Origin of the sequence: Microbacterium profundi (assembly GCF_000763375.1) — a bacterium.
GTDB lineage: Bacteria > Actinomycetota > Actinomycetes > Actinomycetales > Microbacteriaceae > Microbacterium > Microbacterium profundi.
The window spans coordinates 1-16,484 of the sequence record NZ_JPSY01000002.1; the positions used below are offsets into that span (position 1 = coordinate 1).

Consider the following 16,484-nt stretch of genomic DNA (forward strand, 5'->3'; position numbering starts at 1 on the left):
ACACCGCCGAACTTCTCTTAGAAGAAACAAAATGGCCACCCCACACAGGGTGGCCATTTTGCGTTTGACGACAGTTTTCGCCTGACTGTGCTCAGCGACCTGGAGGCCCGTCCACCACGGTCGGGATGTACTCGAGCAGCTGAGTGCGGCGGTCGAACGTTCGAGCCTCGACGAGTTCGAGGGTCACGTCCGGATAGCCGTCGAAGATGCGCTCGCGTCCGCTTGCCCCCGTGATCACGGGGAAGATCACAACCCGGTAGCGGTCGACGAGCCCCGCGTTCAGGAACGAGCGGCACAGCGCGACGCTGCCGATCGTGCGCAGCGGTCGATCCGACTCCTCTTTCAGGCGGCCGACGTAGTCGACGGCATCCGTGTCGACGAGCGTCGAGTTCGCCCACGTCAACGGCGCGCGGAGCGACGACGAGAACACGTACTTGGGAATGCCGTTGAGCGCATCCGTGCCCGGTTCGCCGCCCGCGGTGAGCTTGGACATCACACGATAGGTGTTCGCTCCCATAAGCAGCGGATCGTCCCCCGCCGGGGCGTCATCGAGCCAGTCGAGGTACTCGGGGCTCTCCATCCCCCACCATCCAGGCCAGCCCACCGCGGAGCCGTCGAGCGAGCAGATGAAGTCGATCGTCAGAGTCTGCATGTCGTCTCCTTCGCTTCGGGCAGGAGTTTATGCCTTTCGGCGACCGTGCGGAACCCTCACTCGAACAGCGGCAGCACGAGGCTGACGGCGATCACGATCATGACCAGGGCGATGAGCGCATCGAGGATCCGCCACGCCCGCGCGGTGTTCAGCCAGCGCGCGAGCCCGCGCGCACCGTAACCGAGTGCGGTGAACCACAGCACGCTCGCCAGCATCGCGCCCGCCGCGAACAGCCACCGCCCATCGCCGTGCGTCGCGGCGATCGAGCCGAGCATCAGCACAGTGTCCAGGTACACATGGGGGTTCAACCAGGTCAGGGCGAGCGCGAGCGCGATCACGGCGGTCAGCCGTCCCGTCCGCTTCGCAGGGGCAGCATCCTGCAGTGTCTGGTCGGCGCCGCGCCACGCTCTACGGGCCGCGAGCAGACCATAGACGAGCAGCACTACGGCACCCAGTATGCGCGCGGCATCCACCAGCCACGGCACCCTCTCGAGCAGGAACCCGAGCCCGGCGACTCCGGTCGCGATGAGCACAGCGTCGGACAGCGCGCAGATGACGACGACGACGAGCACATGCTCGCGTCGAATGCCCTGCCGGAGGACGAAGACGTTCTGGGCGCCGATCGCGATGATGAGGGAGAGGCCGAGACCGAGGCCGGCGAAGAACGAGATCACTCTTCGACGTTATGGTGTGGGTGACATTAGCGCCAACGAACATATCTTATGAACCATTAGTATGGCTTACATGGTTGGTATCTCACCGGAGCTGGCGTCGACCATTGCGGCGATCGTCGACGAGGGCAGTCTCGACGCGGCAGCGCGTGCGCTGCACATCACCCCGTCGGCGGTGAGCCAGCGGCTCAAGACCCTCGAGCAGCAGCTCGGGCAGGTCCTGATCGTGCGCGGCCGGCCCGCGAAGGCGACGGCGGCGGGGGAGTCGGTGGTGCGGATGGCGCGCCAGATCGCGTTGCTCGAACACGACGCGCTGTCGGCGCTCGGGCTCGACGCGGCCGGCGAAAGAGTCAGCGTCCCGCTCGCCGTCAACGCGGACTCGATGGCGACCTGGTTCCTCGCGCCACTCGCGCGTCTGGCAGAGGTCCACGACATCGACTTCGACCTTCACCGTGACGATCAGACGTTCACCGCTCGGCTGCTGGAATCCGGCGAGGTCATGGCAGCAGTCACGTCCGAGCAGTCTCCGGTCGCAGGATGCACGGTCGCGCCGCTGGGCGTGCTGCGCTACGAGGCGATGGCGACCCCCGCATTCGTCGAGCGGTGGTTCCCCGACGGCGTCACCGAACCGGCGCTGCGACGTGCACCGTTCGTCGACTTCGACCGGCGTGACACACTGCAGCACAGCTGGTTGCGCTCTCGCGGAATAGATGAGCAGGGCATACCCCGGCACTACGTCCCCGCGTCATACGACTACGCCCAGGCCGTGCTGCTCGGCCTCGGGTGGGGCATGCTGCCCGGGTCGCAGGCGACCGATGCCGCGGCATCCGGTGCCGCGCGCCCACTGGGTGGCGACCCCATCCACGTGCCGCTTTACTGGCAGCAGTGGAACCTGCGATCTGCGCTGCTCGACGCGATCGCGGCAGAGGTCATCGCAGAGGCCGAACGCGTCCTGAACTGACGGAACGCGTCGCTCAGCGGTCGGTCAGTCGGCGAGGGCGAGTGCGCGGAACGCGTCGCGTTCACGCAGCGAATCGCGACGGCTGGCCGATGCCTCGACGGCGGCGCCGGGCGGGCGCTGTCCTGTGGTGCGGTGATACAGCTCGTCGATCAGTCGCGTCGCGAGTGAGACGAGCTGGCCGATCTCCTTCTCGTCGCGGTCGATCCACACGCAGCGCGGCTCATCATGGATCGGGCGGAAACTGTCGTGCTCCTCCCACACGAACAGGGTGCGCTCCGCGCCCAGCACGTGCTGCTGCCACCAGACCTGGCGCAGATAGGTGCGGGGGATCGTGCGCCAGTTCTTGTTCGTGGTCTTGATCTCGGCGAGCAGGATGCGACCTCCGCTGTCCTGGACGATGCCGTCAGGGGTGGCGAGATGGCGATGCTCGGTCTCGGCCCGGAACAGCGCCGACGACGGATGGATGCCGTGCGTGCCGGCGACCCAGGAGGCGATCTCCGGCTCGCGGCGGCGGCCATGATCGGTGTACGCGTTGCCGCCGAAGTGCGCCCCGCCGCCGAGCTTCGTATCGGCGGCGCGGGCGATCGACTTGTCTCCGGAGAGCCCGGCGACGTCAGTGGCCGTGATACCTCGGGTACGTGCCCTGAGCCAGGCGACGCGGTCACGGGAGTCCGCGACGATTCGAGCCTGCAGTTCGGGAGTCACCATTCGAGATTACCCGCGGGCACGGACGCGCGAGACCAGCCGCGCCGGGTTGCGTCGGCTCGGCCTCGCTGCGTCGGAAGCTCAGCCTGCCGCCGGCCGGCCCTCGGGGCCATGCGAGCCCACGACATACTCTTCGAGCGGCACCTTGTCGCTCTTCCACGCATCGAGAACCGGCTGAACGATGCGCCAGCACTCCTCGGCAGCATCGCCTCGCACCGCCAGCACGGGGTCTGCATCGAGAATGCACGAGAGCACCTCGGCATAGGCCTTGAGAGCGCCAGGGCCTAGTTCAGCAGACATCGTCGTCCGCTCCAACTCGAAGGGATCAGCCTCGCCGTTGACGTTGAGTTCCAGAGAGATCTCCGCCGTGCCGAGCGAGAATCGCAGCACGGCTCCCTCCGCGTCTCCGCGGAGGCCGACGGGCACATGGCGCACCGGGCGGAATCGCACGACGATCTCACGGGAGGGATCTCCGATGGCCTTTCCGGAGCGCAACGTGATCGGCACGCCGGCCCAGCGGGCGTTGCGCACTTCGAAGGTCGCCGCTCCCAGTGTCTCGGTGTTGCGCGCCGGATCGACATCGGGCTCGTCCACATACGAAGGGAACTTGCGGTCGCCGACGCTGCCCGCGGTGTACCTCGCCCGGTAGGAGTTGTGCACCGGATCGTCCTCCCACACCGATGTCGCCCGCAGCACGGCTGTCGTCGCGGCGCGGAAGTCGACCTCGTCGAGGGTTGCCGGCTCCTCCATCGCGAACACCGCCAGCACCTGCAGGAGATGACTCTGGATCATGTCGACGAAGGCTCCTGCGCGGTCGTAGTAACCGGCACGGCCCTCCAGGCCCAGGGACTCGTCGTACGTGATCGAGACCGATTCGATGTCCGTGGCCGACCACAGCGGCTCCAGCACGCGGTTCGCGAAGCGCACGCCGAGCAGGTTCAGGGTGGTCGAGCGTCCGAGGAAGTGATCGACGCGGAACACCTGGCTCTCCGGAACGAGCAGGGCGAGACGCTCATTGAGCGCGCGAGCGCTGTCCTCATCGACGCCGAACGGCTTCTCGAGCGCCAGAACGATGCCCTTCGGCAGATCGATCGTCGCCATGGCATCGCACGCCGCCGCCGCGACGGATGGTGGCACCGCGAAGTACAGCGCCAGCGGTGCCTTCTTCTCGGACAGAAGCTTCTTCAGGTCGTCGACGGACGTGATGTCGGCGCGGTGATACTCGGTCTCCACCCGCGTCATCGCGTCCGCGGCATCCGATGACGTGAACGCGATCTGCACGACATCGCGCCACTTGTCGTCCGTCCAATCGTCCATACCGGCGCCGATCAGCGCAATGGTGCGCTTCGGCTCCGTCATCAGCAGCTGGCCCAACGCCGGCAGCAGCAGCCGTGAGGTGAGGTCGCCGGATGCTCCGAAGATCATGAGTGTGGTGTGCTGGGCCATGCGCCCCACCGTAGTCGGCACCGAGAGATCACGACAGGGCTGGATCCCGGATGCGGTCACTGCCAGACTCAGACGGATGCCATCTCCGATCGAAGACTACGCGCTGCTCAGCGACTGCCGCACGGCGGCTCTCGTCTCCCGTGATGGCAGCATCGACTGGCTCTGCCTGCCGCGCTTCGACGCGCCGTCGATCTTCGGCGCGCTGCTGGGGGATCCGACGCACGGATGCTGGACGCTGCGGCCGCGCGACGATCAGGCGACGATGCGCCGACGCTACATTCCGGACACCTTCATCCTCGTGACCCGATGGGAGAGCGCGTCCGGTGTCGCCGAGGTGCACGAATTCATGCCGATGAGCGCGGAGCGCACCGACGTGGTCCGCCGCGTGATCGGCATCACAGGCAGTGTCGAGTTCACCACCGAGTTGCGGATGCATTTCGACTACGCCAGAGCGCTACCGTGGGTTCGGCAGGTGGGGACCAAGACCGTGCCGGCGCTGCGTGCGACGGCCGGGCCGGATGCCGTGATCGTCCGCGGCGTCGCGCTCAGGGCATCCGACCACGTCCACACCGGCCGTGTCACGGTGTCCGAAGGCGAGACGCGCGACCTCACCCTCACCTGGTTCCTCTCGCACGAGAGCGCACCCCATCCGCTGGACATCGAAGACGCGGTCGCGCGAACCCGCTCCTGGTGGCAGGGATGGGCCAGCGGGATCGAGCACGAAGGACCGCATCGCGAGATCGTGGCGCGCTCGCTGCTGGTGCTGCGAGCCCTCACGAACAGAGACACCGGCGGCATCGTCGCGGCAGCGACGACGTCACTTCCGGAGGACTTCGGGGGATCGCGCAACTGGGACTACCGCTACGTCTGGTTGCGCGACGCCGCACTGACGCTCGAAGTGCTCATCACCCACGGCTTCCTTCCCGAGGCCCAGCACTGGCGACTGTGGCTTCTACGTGCGGTCGCCGGCGACCCGGCCGAGGTGCAGATCATGTACGGCATCGCGGGAGAGCGCGACCTCGCCGAGCGCGAGCTCGTAGGGCTGCCCGGATATCAGGGGGCCTCGCCCGTTCGGATCGGCAACGGCGCCGTCGATCAGTACCAGGGCGACGTGATCGGAGAGGTGCTCGTCGCGCTCGAGGCGGCCCGGATCGCGGGGCTCGAGGAGTCGTCGTTCTCCTGGCCCCTGCAACGGGCCCTGCTCGAACGCGTCATCGCCGGGATGGAGCGTCCGGACAACGGCATCTGGGAGATCCGCGGTGAGCCGCAGTGGTTCACCCACTCCCGCGTCATGATGTGGGCGGCCCTCGATCGCGGAGTCCGCGCGGTGCGCGAGCACTCCTTGGCGGGCGACGCCGACCGCTGGGAGGGGATGCGCGACCGGCTGCGTGCCGAGATCGACGAGCGAGGAGTGCACGCGGACGGATACTTCGTGCAGCACTACGACTCGGACGAGGTGGATGCGTCGCTGCTCGTGCTGCCGCAGGTCGGCTACTGCGCCCCGGATGATCCCCGGATGATCCGCACCGTCGCGCAGATGGAGCAGACACTGCTCCGCGACGGGCTGCTGATGCGCTATCGCACGACGACCGGAGTCGACGGTCTCGCCGGTGGCGAGCATCCGTTCCTGGCATGCAGTTTCTGGCTCGTCGAGCAGTACGCTGCGAGCGGGCGCGTACAGGATGCCGAGGCGCTGATGACGCGACTGGTCGCTCTCTCGAACGATCTCGGCCTGCTCTCCGAGGAGTATGACGTCGACGGCGCCAGACATGCCGGGAACACACCGCAGGCGCTGTCACATCTCGCGCTGGTCCGTGCGGCGGATGCGCTCGGCGGACACTCCGGCCGCGCCGCCGACCGTCACTGAGCCGCGCCGAGCCGCCGGCGATTTGGGCGACTGCGCCGGATGCCGTATTCTTGGATCAACCGAAGACCGCCGGTCGTCGTGATGTGCGTAAGCGCAGCATGATCGAAGCACTGCTCAGCAGGGGCCCGCGCAGGTGTCACGAACAGTTTCTGAAGCTCCGTGCGCTTGCGCCGGAGCTTTTTTGTTTGGCTTGTGGGGCGGTCGAGGTCGATGCCGCACCACCGTGCGGCATCTCGTACCCACCAAGGAGTGACCATGGCGCAGAAGGATGCATCGGTTGCCGAGCTCACGAAGTCATTCGAGAACTCGAACGCCGTCCTGCTGACCGAGTACCGCGGTCTGACGGTTGCCCAGCTCAAGGAGCTGCGTAACAGCATCCGTCAGGACGCTGAGTACGCCGTGGTGAAGAACACGCTGACCAAGATCGCCGCCAACAAGGCCGGCATCTCTGCGCTGGATGACGACCTCAAGGGTCCGTCGGCTGTCGCATTCGTTCATGGCGACTTCGTCGCCACTGCGAAGGCTCTTCGTGATTTCGCCAAGGCCAACCCGCTTCTCGTGATCAAGGGCGGCGTGTTCGAGGGCAACACCCTCACCGCCGACGAGGTCAACATGTACGCCTCGCTCGAGAGCCGTGAGGTTCTGCTGGCGAAGGCTGCGGGCATGATGAAGGCGACGATGGCGAAGGCTGCGGCCACCATCGACGCGCTTCGCGAAAAGCTGGAGACCGCACAGGCCGCGTGAGCGACCGGCGATCTCTTTCCACAAACCCCATCAATCTAGGAGATACATCATGGCGAAGCTCACCACTGAGCAGCTGCTCGAGCAGTTTGCAGACCTGACCCTCGTCGAGCTCAGCGAGTTCGTGAAGGCGTTCGAGGAGAAGTTCGACGTCACCGCTGCTGCCCCCGCGGCCGCTGCTGGTGGCGCTGGCGCAGGCGCTGCTGAAGAGGTCGAGGAGAAGGATTCCTTCGACGTCATCCTCGAGGCTGCCGGCGACAAGAAGATCCAGGTCATCAAGGCCGTCCGCGAGCTCACCTCGCTCGGCCTCGGCGAGGCCAAGGCCGTCGTCGACGGTGCACCGAAGGCCGTCCTTGAGGGCGCCAACAAGGAAGCCGCTGAGAAGGCCAAGGAAGTTCTCGAGGCTGCCGGCGCTTCTGTGACCCTGAAGTAACAGCGTCTCAACGCTTTATGGATGCCCCGGGCTGATGCCCGGGGCATTCGTGCGTCACGGGGTTGCTCAGCGCGGCGCGGCCGAGGAATTGCGCACGACGAGAGCGGATGCCGCGACGACATGCTCGACGTCGGCACCAGGGTGCTCCAACTGCCGAAGCAGGAGGTCGACCGCCCGCGCTCCCTGCTCTCGAGGTTGCTGCCGAATGGTCGTGAGGGCGAACATCTCGGCATGCTGATGGTCATCGATTCCGACGACGCTCAGTTCGGTCGGCACGGCGATGCCCAGGCGGCGCGCGGCGATGATCGCGCTGATCGCCGTCTCATCGCACACACCCACCACAGCGGACGGACGGGTCCGTCGGTTTCCCAGCAGGTCGACTGCGCTCTGGTATCCACTGGGCATGTCGCTCGCCGCTGGGCTCACGCTGACGCGGTCGCTGAGACCGGCGGCATCCATCGCCTCGCGATAGCCCTTCAGCCGGAGAGCATCTCCGAATCCCCCACGAGAGTCGTCCTCACCCGCGCCGATGAAAGCGATCGCCGTGTGGCCGAGGTCGATCAGGTGCTCCGTCGCGATGCGAGCGGCAGCGGCGTCGTCGATCGACACCGAACTCGTACCAGGGTGATAGGGACCGATGGTCACAAGCGGGCGCTCGAGCCCGGTCAGCCGGTCGAGTTCGTGACTGAGCGGCTGGATACCCGCGGCGATGATGCCGTCGAATCGTCGGCGGGGGAGTACCACGTCGAAGATCCGGTCTCTGGCGGCGGAGCCATCCGGAACGCCGTAGAGGGCGAGGTCGTAGTCGTGGGCGAGAAGGGCGTACTGCACGCCGGTCAGCAGCTCGGAGAAGTACCAGCGGCTGATCGTCGGTACGACCACGCCGATCGTCAGTGTTCGTCCGGTCGCGAGACTCGTCGCTGACGAGTGCGCGACGTACGAGAGCTCGCTCGCGGCCTGCGACACCAGCGCTCTGGTCTCGGCGGAGACGTATCCTCGGCCGCTCAACGCGCGACTGGCCGTCGCCTTGGAGACGCCGGCACGCGCCGCGACATCCGCGATCGTGCTCATGCATCCTCCTCGACGTCGGCAGCCCATGGGCGCACTCGTGCACAGCGTAGTCCGACTGCCGCGCGAAAGGAACCGGTTCCAGGTGATCAGTGAGGGAGCGCTCCCATTGGCGCTCTGCTCGCGCGGACAAAGGTTGTCAGCTTGTGATGTGCCGCCATTGTGCCGGGCGGGCAGGGTCGGTAGGTTTGGCCTGGAATCGGTTCCCGAATCCGCTCGCTCTCGGGCAGGCGGCACGTATGGGGACGTGAACTCGAGGAGGAGAAGTCACATGGGACTGTCACAGCGTAATCGGCGTCTCGCGCCGCTCGCCCTGATCGGGGCGGCGGGCATCGCGCTTGCAGGATGTGGGGCTCCTGGCGCGCCGGAAGGTGGCGACGGCGGCGGCGACGGGGGCAGCAGCACGGTCACGATCTACGGCACGATCGTCGACAGCGAGGCCGAACTGCTGCAGGAGTCGTGGGCCGACTGGGCCGAAGAGAACGACATCGAGATCAAGTACGAAGGCAGCCAGGACTTCGAGACGCAGCTCGGCACGCGCGCACAGGGTGGCAACCCGCCCGACATCGCGATCTTCCCGCAGCCGGGTCTGTTCGCCGACTTCGCTTCGCGCGACTTCCTCAAGCCGGCCCCGGAAGAGGTCGAGAAGAACGCGAACGAGTTCTGGACCGAGGACTGGGTCAACTACGGCACCTATGACGGGACGTTCTACGGTGCGCCGCTCATGGCGAATGTGAAGGGCTGGATCTGGTACTCCCCGGCGAAGTTCGCCGAGTGGGGAGTCGAGGTTCCTGAGACCCTCGGCGACCTGACCGCACTCACCGAGACGATCCAGGCCGCTACCGGCACCCCCGCGTGGTGCGCCGGTTTCGAATCCGGTACCGCCACGGGCTGGCCCGGAACGGACTGGATCGAGGACTACGTGCTCCGGCAGGCCGGCCCCGACGTGTATGACCAGTGGGTCAACAACGAGATTCCGTTCACCGATCCGCAGATCAAGACCGCATTCGACTCGGTCGGCGGGATCCTTCTGAACCCGGCGAACGTCAACGCCGGATTCGGCGAGGTGCGCTCGATCAACTCGACCGCCTTCGGCGATGTCGCGCCGAAGGTCGCAGACGGCTCGTGCGCTCTGACCCACCAGGCGTCGTTCCTTTCCGGATTCTTCCCCGAGGGGACGAACATCGCCGAGGACGGCGACGTCTGGGCGTTCATGCTCCCGGGCGAGAGTGCGGGTGAGAAGGCCGTGACCGGCGCAGGCGAGATCGTCGGCGCATTCAGCGACAGTGAGGCCACGCAGAAGGTGCTGGCGTATCTCTCCAGCCCTGAGTGGGCGAACAGTCGCGTCAGCCTCGGCGGTGTGACGTCGGCGAACAACGGGCTCGAGCCCGACGCAGCGCAGGACCCGATCCTCCAGGAGACGATCAAGATCCTGCAGGACCCCGACACCACGTTCCGCTTCGACGCCAGTGACCTGATGCCGGGTGCTGTCGGTGCCGGTACGTTCTGGAAGGGCATGGTCGCGTGGGTCAACGGTACGTCGACCGACGAGGTCCTCCAGCAGATCGAGACGGGCTGGCCCGCCGGCTGACCCGATGCGGACGGGTCGCCTTCGGGCGGCCCGTCCGGTACCGGTCCACGCGACGGCGCATGGACCGCTGATGATCTGCACGCTGTTGTAAAGGGGACTCCGTGACCGCGATCGAATTCTTCGGATGGGTCGGCTCGCTGCCGCCGGTCCTGCAGGCGGTGGCCGTCGTCATCGCCTTCGGGCTGGTGGTGGCCATCATCCTCCTGCTCGTCGACATCGCCCCTCGAACGGGGAAGATGTACACCGTCATCCGGCTGGCCATGTGCCTGCTCGTGCCGCTCGCGGTGATGTGGTTCTTCCGGTCCTACTACTGGGCGATCGGCGCCGCGGTCGTGGTGGGAGCCGTGTTCTTCCTGCTCGACTACCGCTCCAAGTCCGGCAAGGGATACCTCATCCAGCTCGTCGCGTTCATGGCGCCGGCGTTCCTGCTGCTGCTGGTGGGCCTCGTCCTGCCGTCGCTGCAGACGATGGCGGCGTCGTTCATGAACTCGTCGGGGAAGTCGTTCGTCGGACTCGCGAACTACACCTGGATATTCGGGCAGCCGGACGGCGTCCGCGTCGTGGTCAACACGATCGTCTGGGTGCTGATCGTGCCGACGGTGTCGACGATCGTCGGACTCGCTTACGCCGTCTTCATCGACCGCACACGCGGCGAGAAGATCTACAAGGTCCTCGTCTTCATGCCGATGGCGATCTCGTTCGTCGGCGCCGGCATCATCTGGCGGTTCATGTACGAGTACCGCGGCCCGCAGTTCGAACAGATCGGCCTTCTCAACCAGATCCTGGTCTGGTTCGGCGCTGAGCCGCAGCAGTTCCTGCTCAACCCGCCGTGGAACACCCTGTTCCTGATCGTCGTGCTGATCTGGGTGCAGACCGGATTCGCGATGGTGATCCTCTCCGCATCGATCAAGGGTGTGCCGATGGAACTGCTGGAGGCCGCGGAACTCGATGGCGCGAACGCCTGGCAGCGGTTCATCTCGGTGACCGTCCCCGCCATCCGACCGGCTCTCATCGTCGTGCTGACCACGATCTCGATCGCCTCGCTGAAGGTCTTCGACATCGTCCGCACCATGACCGCCGGAAACTACGAGACCTCGGTGCTCGCCAACGAGATGTACACGCAGTTCTCGAAGTTCGAAGCGGGGCGCAGCGCCGCCCTGGCGGTCATCCTGTTCATCCTCGTGCTGCCGATCGTCATCTACAACGCACGCCAGATCCAGAAGCAGCGGGAGATCCGATGAGCGACACCGTGAAGTCCAACGCAGTGCCCACGTCCACCCCCGCCAGTACTCGTGCGATCACCACCGGCGGCAGGCTGAATGCTTCTGCAGGACGCACGCGCAAGAAGCTGTCGCGGCCCTGGGCATCCGTCGCATCGATCATCATCGCGTTCCTGTGGACGATCCCCACCCTCGGACTCTTCATCTCGTCGTTCCGGCCCCGCGATGACATCCAGTCCAGCGGCTGGTGGGAGTTCTTCCTCAATCCGCAGGTGACCGGAGAGAACTACGTCGACGTCCTGCAGTCGGGGACGACGCAGCTGACGATGATCGAATCGTTCGTGAACTCGATCGCCATCACGATCCCGGCGACGATCGTTCCGCTCATGGTCGCGTCGATGGCGGCATACGCGTTCGCGTGGATCGACTTCAAGGGCCGCAACTTCCTCTTCATCTTCATCTTCGCGCTGCAGATCGTTCCGATTCAGATGGCGCTCGTCCCGCTGCTGAGCACGTTCTCGCGCGGGCTGAATCTGTTCGGGCTCCAGATCACGCTGCCGCTGGGAGCATCCGGTGGGTATGCGCAGGTCTGGCTCGCGCACTCGATGTTCGCTCTGCCGCTGGCGATCTATCTGCTGCACAACTTCATGTCCGAGATCCCCGGCGAGATCATCGAGGCCGCACGCGTCGACGGTGCGTCACGCGGACAGATCTTCTTCCGGATCGTGCTGCCGCTGACCATGCCGGCGATTGCGTCGGTGGCGATCTTCCAGTTCCTCTGGGTGTGGAACGACCTGCTCGTGGCACTGGTGTTCGCAGACGGCGGCGCCGCTCCGATCACGAAGCTCCTGGCCGAGATCACCGGTACACGAGGCAACGACTGGTATCTGCTCACGGCCGGGGCGTTCGTGTCGATCATCGTCCCGTTGATCGTGTTCTTCGCCTTGCAGCGGTACTTCGTGCGAGGTCTGCTGGCGGGCTCAACGAAGGGGTAACACAGCACTCACGACGGGGCCGTGGCCGTACCCTGGGAGCATGGACTACGCCGAGCACATCGCCGACCTCGTCGGTGACACGCCCCTCGTGAAGCTGCAGCACGTCACCGAGGGCGTCGAGTGCACCGTACTCGTCAAGCTCGAGTACCTCAACCCGGGCGGCTCCTCGAAGGATCGCATCGCGAAGCGGATCATCGACGCGGCCGAAGCCTCGGGTGAGCTTCGACCGGGTGGCACCATCGTCGAGCCGACCAGCGGCAACACCGGCGTCGGACTCGCGCTGGTCGCTCAGCAGCGCGGTTACAAGTGCGTGTTCGTGCTACCCGACAAGGTCGGCGAGGACAAGATCGATGTGCTGCGCGCATACGGCGCGGAGATCGTGATGACGCCGACGTCCGTGCCGGCGGACAGCCCCGAGTCGTACTACAGCGTCAGCGACCGGCTCGTGCGTGAGATCGACGGAGCCTTCAAGCCGAACCAGTACGAGAACCCGAACGGTCCGCGCAGCCATTACGAGACCACCGGACCCGAGATCTGGCGCGACACCGACGGCCGGGTCACGCACTTCGTCGCCGGCGTCGGAACGGGCGGGACGATCAGCGGCACCGGGCGATTCCTGCGTGAGGTGTCAGAGGAGCGCGTGCGCATCATCGGCGTCGACCCGGAGGGAAGCGTGTACTCGGGCGGCACCGGGCGCCCCTACCTCGTCGAAGGCGTGGGGGAGGACATCTGGCCGGGATCCTACGACCCCGCAGTGCCTCACGAGATCGTGGCCGTCGACGACGCCGAGTCGTTCGCGATGACCCGTCGCCTGGCACGTGAAGAGGGCATCCTCGTCGGCGGATCGAGCGGCATGGCCGTCGTCGGCGCTCTGCGTGTGGCCAGGAGCCTGCCGGCGGATGCCGTGATGGTGGTGCTGCTGCCGGACGGCGGTCGCGGGTATCTGTCGAAGATCTTCAACGACTCGTGGATGCGCTCGTACGGGTTCAGCGAGGTCGAAGAGGGCGAGACGGTCGCGGACGTACTCGATGCGCGCACGACCCTTCGACAGGCTCAGGGATCGATACGACAGGCTCAGGGATCGATACGACAGGCTCAGGGATCGATACCTGAGCTGGTGCACGCGCACCCCAGCGACACGGTGCTCGACGCCATCAGGATGATGACGGAGTTCGACGTCTCACAGCTCATCGTGCTCAGCGCGGAGCCGCCGGTGATGATGGGTGAGGTCGTCGGCATGGTCGACGAACGCGGACTGCTGGATCGGCTCTTCCGCGACGAGGCGAAGCCGACGGACGCCGTCGGCGCGCATGTCGACGCACGGATGCCGCTCGTCGGCATCCATGCGTCCGTCGATCAGGCACGCACGGCGCTCGCCGATGCCGACGCGCTGCTCGTCACGATCGACGGCAAGCCGCACACGCTGCTCACCCGCCAGGATCTGCTCGCCTATCTCGCGCGCTGAGCGAGAGAGGGTCACCCGGCGTAACAGGAGAGGATGCCGCGGCCTGCGGACGTAGGCTGAGGGCATGTCCGACCACTCCTTCGCCACCCGTGCCATCCATGCAGGCCAAGCGCCCGATCCTCTGACCGGTGCGATCATCCCGCCGATCTATCAGGCCTCCACGCACGTGCAGGACGGCATCGGCGGCTTCCGCGGGGGATACGAGTACAACAGGGCGGGCAATCCCACCCGCAGTGCGCTGCAGACGCAGCTCGCCGCGCTCGAGGGCGGTGCGAGTGCACTTTCTTTCGCGTCCGGTCTCGCGGCGGAGGATGCACTGCTGCGCGGCATCCTGAAGCCCGGCGACCACGTGCTGCTCGGAAACGACGTGTACGGCGGCACCTACCGACTGCTCACCAAGGTGCTCGCGCCGTGGGGCATCGAGACCACCACCGTCGAGCTCGGCGACGTCGATGCGATCCGCCAGGCGCTGCGCCCCGAGACCAGGATCGTCTGGCTCGAGACGCCCAGCAACCCGCTGCTCAAGATCGTCGACATCGCCGCGACCGCCGAGATCGCACACGCGGCCGGTGCGATCGTGGTCGTCGACAACACGTTCGCCTCACCGGCGCTGCAGCTTCCGCTCGCACTCGGCGCCGACCTCGTCGTGCACTCGACGACGAAGTACCTCGGCGGTCATTCCGACGTGCTCGGCGGTGCCGTCGTGTTCGCCGATGATCGCTTCTACGACCAGGTGAAGTTCCAGCAGTTCGCGGTCGGTGCTGTCTCCGCGCCGCTGGACGCGTGGCTCACGACCCGCGGCATCAAGACGCTCGCCGTTCGAGTGCGCCAGCACAGCGAGAACGCGCAGGCGATCGCGGAGTGGGCGGCGGCACGCCCCGAGTTCGAGACGGTGTTCTACCCCGGACTCTCCTCGCACCCCGGCCACGAGATCGCCGCGCGCCAGATGAGCGGATTCGGCGGGATGCTGTCGCTCGCGCTCGCCGCGGGCCAGGCCGCCGCACGCGCCTTCGCCGAGTCGACCGAGCTGTTCCAACTCGCGGAGTCTTTGGGCGGCGTCGAGTCGCTGATCGGCTACCCGCCGGACATGACGCACGCCTCGGTGCGCGGCACACCTCTCGCCGTGCCGGAGAACGTCGTGCGACTGTCCGTCGGAATCGAAGACGTGGCGGACCTGATCGCCGACCTCGAGCAGGGGCTGGCGCGCATCAACGGCTGAGCGACTCTGCGGCGCGGAGAGCGACGCGAGTAGCATTGAGGGATCTTGAACGATTCATCACCGCCTGACGTCCCCACTCCCGATTTCGAACGCACAGATCTCGACCGCACGCCGACCGGCAGCATCCGCGCCATCACCGGCACGATCCGCACCAGCACGCCCACCGGCGCGATCAGGGTGCTCGGGCCGAACCCGGCGACCGCGCCGATCATGCTGCACCCTGGCGATGCGATCTCGCATCGCCGCCGGGTGCTGTACATCATCCTGCTCGGAGCGCTCACCGCGCTCGGACCGTTCACGATCGACCTGTATCTGCCGGCGTTCCCGGTGCTGGAGTCCGATTTCCAGACGACCTCCGCGGCGATCCAGCTCACGCTCACCGGCACGATGATCGGCTTCGCGGTCGGTCAGCTCGTCGTCGGCCCGCTCTCGGACAAGGTCGGACGCCGCATCCCGCTGGTCAGCGTCACGGCGCTGCACGTGCTCGCCAGCGTCGCCGCGGCAGTCGCTCCGGATCTGCTGCTGCTCGGAGGCGCGCGCGTGCTCATGGGCATCGGAGCGGCAGCCGGAGGCGTGGTCGCGATGGCGGTCGTGCGCGACCTGTTCGGCGGTCGCCGACTCGTGGTGATGCTTTCCAGGCTCGCCCTGGTCTCGGGCGTCGCACCCGTGGTGGCACCGTTGATCGGATCGTGGCTGCTCGGAGTGATGCCGTGGCGCGGAATCTTCATCGTCCTCGCCGCATACGGCACAGTCATGTTCCTGGCCGCTCTGCTGTTCATCCCCGAGACCCTCCCGAAGGAGCGACGGCAGGAACGCGGAAGCACCACGATCTGGCAGCGCTATCGCAGCGTCCTCAGCGATCGGGTGTTCCTCGGCGTGCTCGTGATCGGCGGCATGACGTTCTCCGGGCTGTTCTCGTACCTCTCGGCCTCGCCGTTCCTGTTCCAGGAGACGCACGGCCTGAACGCTCAGGAGTACGGCTGGCTGTTCGCCGTCAACTCGGTCGGTGTGGTGCTCGGCGTGCAGGCCGCGTCACGGCTCGCGGCGCGATTCGGCCCGCAGTGGGTTCTTGCGTTCTCGACGGCTGTGCTGCTGATCAGCGGCACCGCGATCATCGTCTGCGACCAGCTCGGCCTGGGTTTCTGGGGCACCGTCATCCCGCTGTTCGTGTTCATGACCGCGTGCGGCTTCTCATTCCCCTGCGTGCAGGTTCTCGCGCTCGATCGTCATGGCAAGGCGGCAGGGACGGCAGCGTCGATCCTCGGCGCGAGCAACAACGGCATCGCCGCGATCATCTCGCCGGTCGTCGGCTTCGTCTCGGCAGGCGCCATCACGGCGACCACGATGGCCTCGGTCATGGTCGGCTGCGCCGTGGTCGGCACGCTCGCCCTGTGGCTGATCGTGCGTCCGCGCACGGTCGGAATGCTCGCGCCGTAGCATCCCGGACTTC

General features: G+C 66.6%; 15 protein-coding genes. 10 read left to right on the plus strand and 5 right to left on the minus strand.

All coding sequences use genetic code 11. From position 1 onward, the window contains the following. Positions 1-91 precede the first annotated feature (91 nt). Together JF52_RS0110525 and JF52_RS0110530 are read right to left on the minus strand one after the other, a co-directional pair. Positions 92-652: a dihydrofolate reductase family protein gene (locus tag JF52_RS0110525; protein ID WP_033106582.1), complete on the minus strand. Its 561-nt coding sequence runs from the start codon at positions 650-652 to the stop codon at positions 92-94. Positions 653-708: 56 nt separating this feature from the next. After that, positions 709-1,326: a LysE/ArgO family amino acid transporter gene (locus tag JF52_RS0110530; protein ID WP_033106583.1), complete on the minus strand. Its 618-nt coding sequence runs from the start codon at positions 1,324-1,326 to the stop codon at positions 709-711. Positions 1,327-1,396: 70 nt separating this feature from the next. Between JF52_RS0110530 and JF52_RS0110535 the strand changes: the two genes are divergently transcribed. Further along, positions 1,397-2,284 carry a LysR family transcriptional regulator ArgP gene (locus tag JF52_RS0110535; RefSeq protein ID WP_033106584.1) on the plus strand — a complete coding sequence of 296 codons (888 nt, stop codon included), beginning with the start codon at positions 1,397-1,399 and terminating at the stop codon, positions 2,282-2,284. Between the two features lie 24 nt (positions 2,285-2,308). Here JF52_RS0110535 and JF52_RS0110540 read toward each other — a convergent pair whose 3' ends face one another. Together JF52_RS0110540 and JF52_RS0110545 are read right to left on the minus strand one after the other, a co-directional pair. Then, the gene (locus tag JF52_RS0110540; protein ID WP_033106585.1) at positions 2,309-2,989 is read right to left on the minus strand and encodes a YqaJ viral recombinase family protein; all 681 of its coding nucleotides are present in this window, start codon (positions 2,987-2,989) and stop codon (positions 2,309-2,311) included. 81 nt (positions 2,990-3,070) lie between these two features. Further along, entirely contained in the window at positions 3,071-4,435 is a 1,365-nt protein-coding gene (locus tag JF52_RS0110545; protein WP_033106586.1) for a glucose-6-phosphate dehydrogenase, read from the minus strand. Positions 4,436-4,511: 76 nt separating this feature from the next. On the opposite strand from JF52_RS0110545, the gene JF52_RS0110550 reads away from it, so the two are divergent. From JF52_RS0110550 to rplL, 3 genes are all read left to right on the plus strand, one after another. Beyond that, positions 4,512-6,302: a glycoside hydrolase family 15 protein gene (locus JF52_RS0110550; RefSeq protein ID WP_033106587.1), complete on the plus strand. Its 1,791-nt coding sequence runs from the start codon at positions 4,512-4,514 to the stop codon at positions 6,300-6,302. A 255-nt stretch (positions 6,303-6,557) separates the two neighbouring features. Beyond that, entirely contained in the window at positions 6,558-7,046 is a 489-nt protein-coding gene (gene rplJ / locus JF52_RS0110555; protein WP_033106588.1) for a 50S ribosomal protein L10, read from the plus strand. 49 nt (positions 7,047-7,095) lie between these two features. Then, positions 7,096-7,476, plus strand: coding sequence for a 50S ribosomal protein L7/L12 (rplL, locus tag JF52_RS0110560; protein WP_033106589.1), 381 nt, complete (start codon positions 7,096-7,098; stop codon positions 7,474-7,476). 66 nt (positions 7,477-7,542) lie between these two features. Here rplL and JF52_RS0110565 read toward each other — a convergent pair whose 3' ends face one another. After that, entirely contained in the window at positions 7,543-8,547 is a 1,005-nt protein-coding gene (locus JF52_RS0110565; protein WP_033106590.1) for a LacI family DNA-binding transcriptional regulator, read from the minus strand. Between the two features lie 268 nt (positions 8,548-8,815). Between JF52_RS0110565 and JF52_RS0110570 the strand changes: the two genes are divergently transcribed. The 6 genes from JF52_RS0110570 to JF52_RS0110595 all read left to right on the plus strand — a co-directional run bounded on the left by JF52_RS0110570 (position 8,816) and on the right by JF52_RS0110595 (position 16,471). Next, a complete protein-coding gene (locus JF52_RS0110570; protein ID WP_033106907.1) occupies positions 8,816-10,135 on the plus strand; it encodes an ABC transporter substrate-binding protein in 1,320 nt (439 codons plus the stop codon). Between the two features lie 101 nt (positions 10,136-10,236). Then, positions 10,237-11,376 carry a carbohydrate ABC transporter permease gene (locus JF52_RS0110575; protein ID WP_084595801.1) on the plus strand — a complete coding sequence of 380 codons (1,140 nt, stop codon included), beginning with the start codon at positions 10,237-10,239 and terminating at the stop codon, positions 11,374-11,376. Then, the gene (locus tag JF52_RS0110580) at positions 11,373-12,350 is read left to right on the plus strand and encodes a carbohydrate ABC transporter permease (protein ID WP_033106591.1); all 978 of its coding nucleotides are present in this window, start codon (positions 11,373-11,375) and stop codon (positions 12,348-12,350) included. The genes JF52_RS0110575 and JF52_RS0110580 overlap by 4 nt, the downstream gene beginning before the upstream one ends. Before the next feature lie 40 nt (positions 12,351-12,390). Then, positions 12,391-13,815, plus strand: a complete 1,425-nt coding sequence (locus JF52_RS0110585; protein WP_033106592.1) for a cystathionine beta-synthase — start codon at positions 12,391-12,393, stop codon at positions 13,813-13,815. A 64-nt stretch (positions 13,816-13,879) separates the two neighbouring features. After that, a complete protein-coding gene (locus JF52_RS0110590) occupies positions 13,880-15,034 on the plus strand; it encodes a cystathionine gamma-synthase (protein WP_033106593.1) in 1,155 nt (384 codons plus the stop codon). Between the two features lie 210 nt (positions 15,035-15,244). After that, positions 15,245-16,471 carry a multidrug effflux MFS transporter gene (locus JF52_RS0110595; RefSeq protein ID WP_033106909.1) on the plus strand — a complete coding sequence of 409 codons (1,227 nt, stop codon included), beginning with the start codon at positions 15,245-15,247 and terminating at the stop codon, positions 16,469-16,471. Positions 16,472-16,484 lie beyond the last annotated feature (13 nt).

Bases quoted from the DNA above. Each gene is read 5' to 3' on its own strand.
- JF52_RS0110550 (WP_033106587.1), top strand. From the start codon at position 4,512: ATGCCATCTCCGATCGAAGACTACGCGCTGCTCAGCGACTGCCGCACG.
- JF52_RS0110595 (WP_033106909.1), top strand. From the start codon at position 15,245: ATGCTGCACCCTGGCGATGCGATCTCGCATCGCCGCCGGGTGCTGTAC.
- JF52_RS0110525 (WP_033106582.1), bottom strand. From the start codon at position 652: ATGCAGACTCTGACGATCGACTTCATCTGCTCGCTCGACGGCTCCGCG.
- JF52_RS0110535 (WP_033106584.1), top strand. From the start codon at position 1,397: ATGGTTGGTATCTCACCGGAGCTGGCGTCGACCATTGCGGCGATCGTC.
- JF52_RS0110545 (WP_033106586.1), bottom strand. From the start codon at position 4,435: ATGGCCCAGCACACCACACTCATGATCTTCGGAGCATCCGGCGACCTC.
- rplJ (WP_033106588.1), top strand. From the start codon at position 6,558: ATGGCGCAGAAGGATGCATCGGTTGCCGAGCTCACGAAGTCATTCGAG.
- JF52_RS0110590 (WP_033106593.1), top strand. From the start codon at position 13,880: ATGTCCGACCACTCCTTCGCCACCCGTGCCATCCATGCAGGCCAAGCG.
- JF52_RS0110585 (WP_033106592.1), top strand. From the start codon at position 12,391: ATGGACTACGCCGAGCACATCGCCGACCTCGTCGGTGACACGCCCCTC.
- JF52_RS0110565 (WP_033106590.1), bottom strand. From the start codon at position 8,547: ATGAGCACGATCGCGGATGTCGCGGCGCGTGCCGGCGTCTCCAAGGCG.
- JF52_RS0110580 (WP_033106591.1), top strand. From the start codon at position 11,373: ATGAGCGACACCGTGAAGTCCAACGCAGTGCCCACGTCCACCCCCGCC.
- rplL (WP_033106589.1), top strand. From the start codon at position 7,096: ATGGCGAAGCTCACCACTGAGCAGCTGCTCGAGCAGTTTGCAGACCTG.
- JF52_RS0110570 (WP_033106907.1), top strand. From the start codon at position 8,816: ATGGGACTGTCACAGCGTAATCGGCGTCTCGCGCCGCTCGCCCTGATC.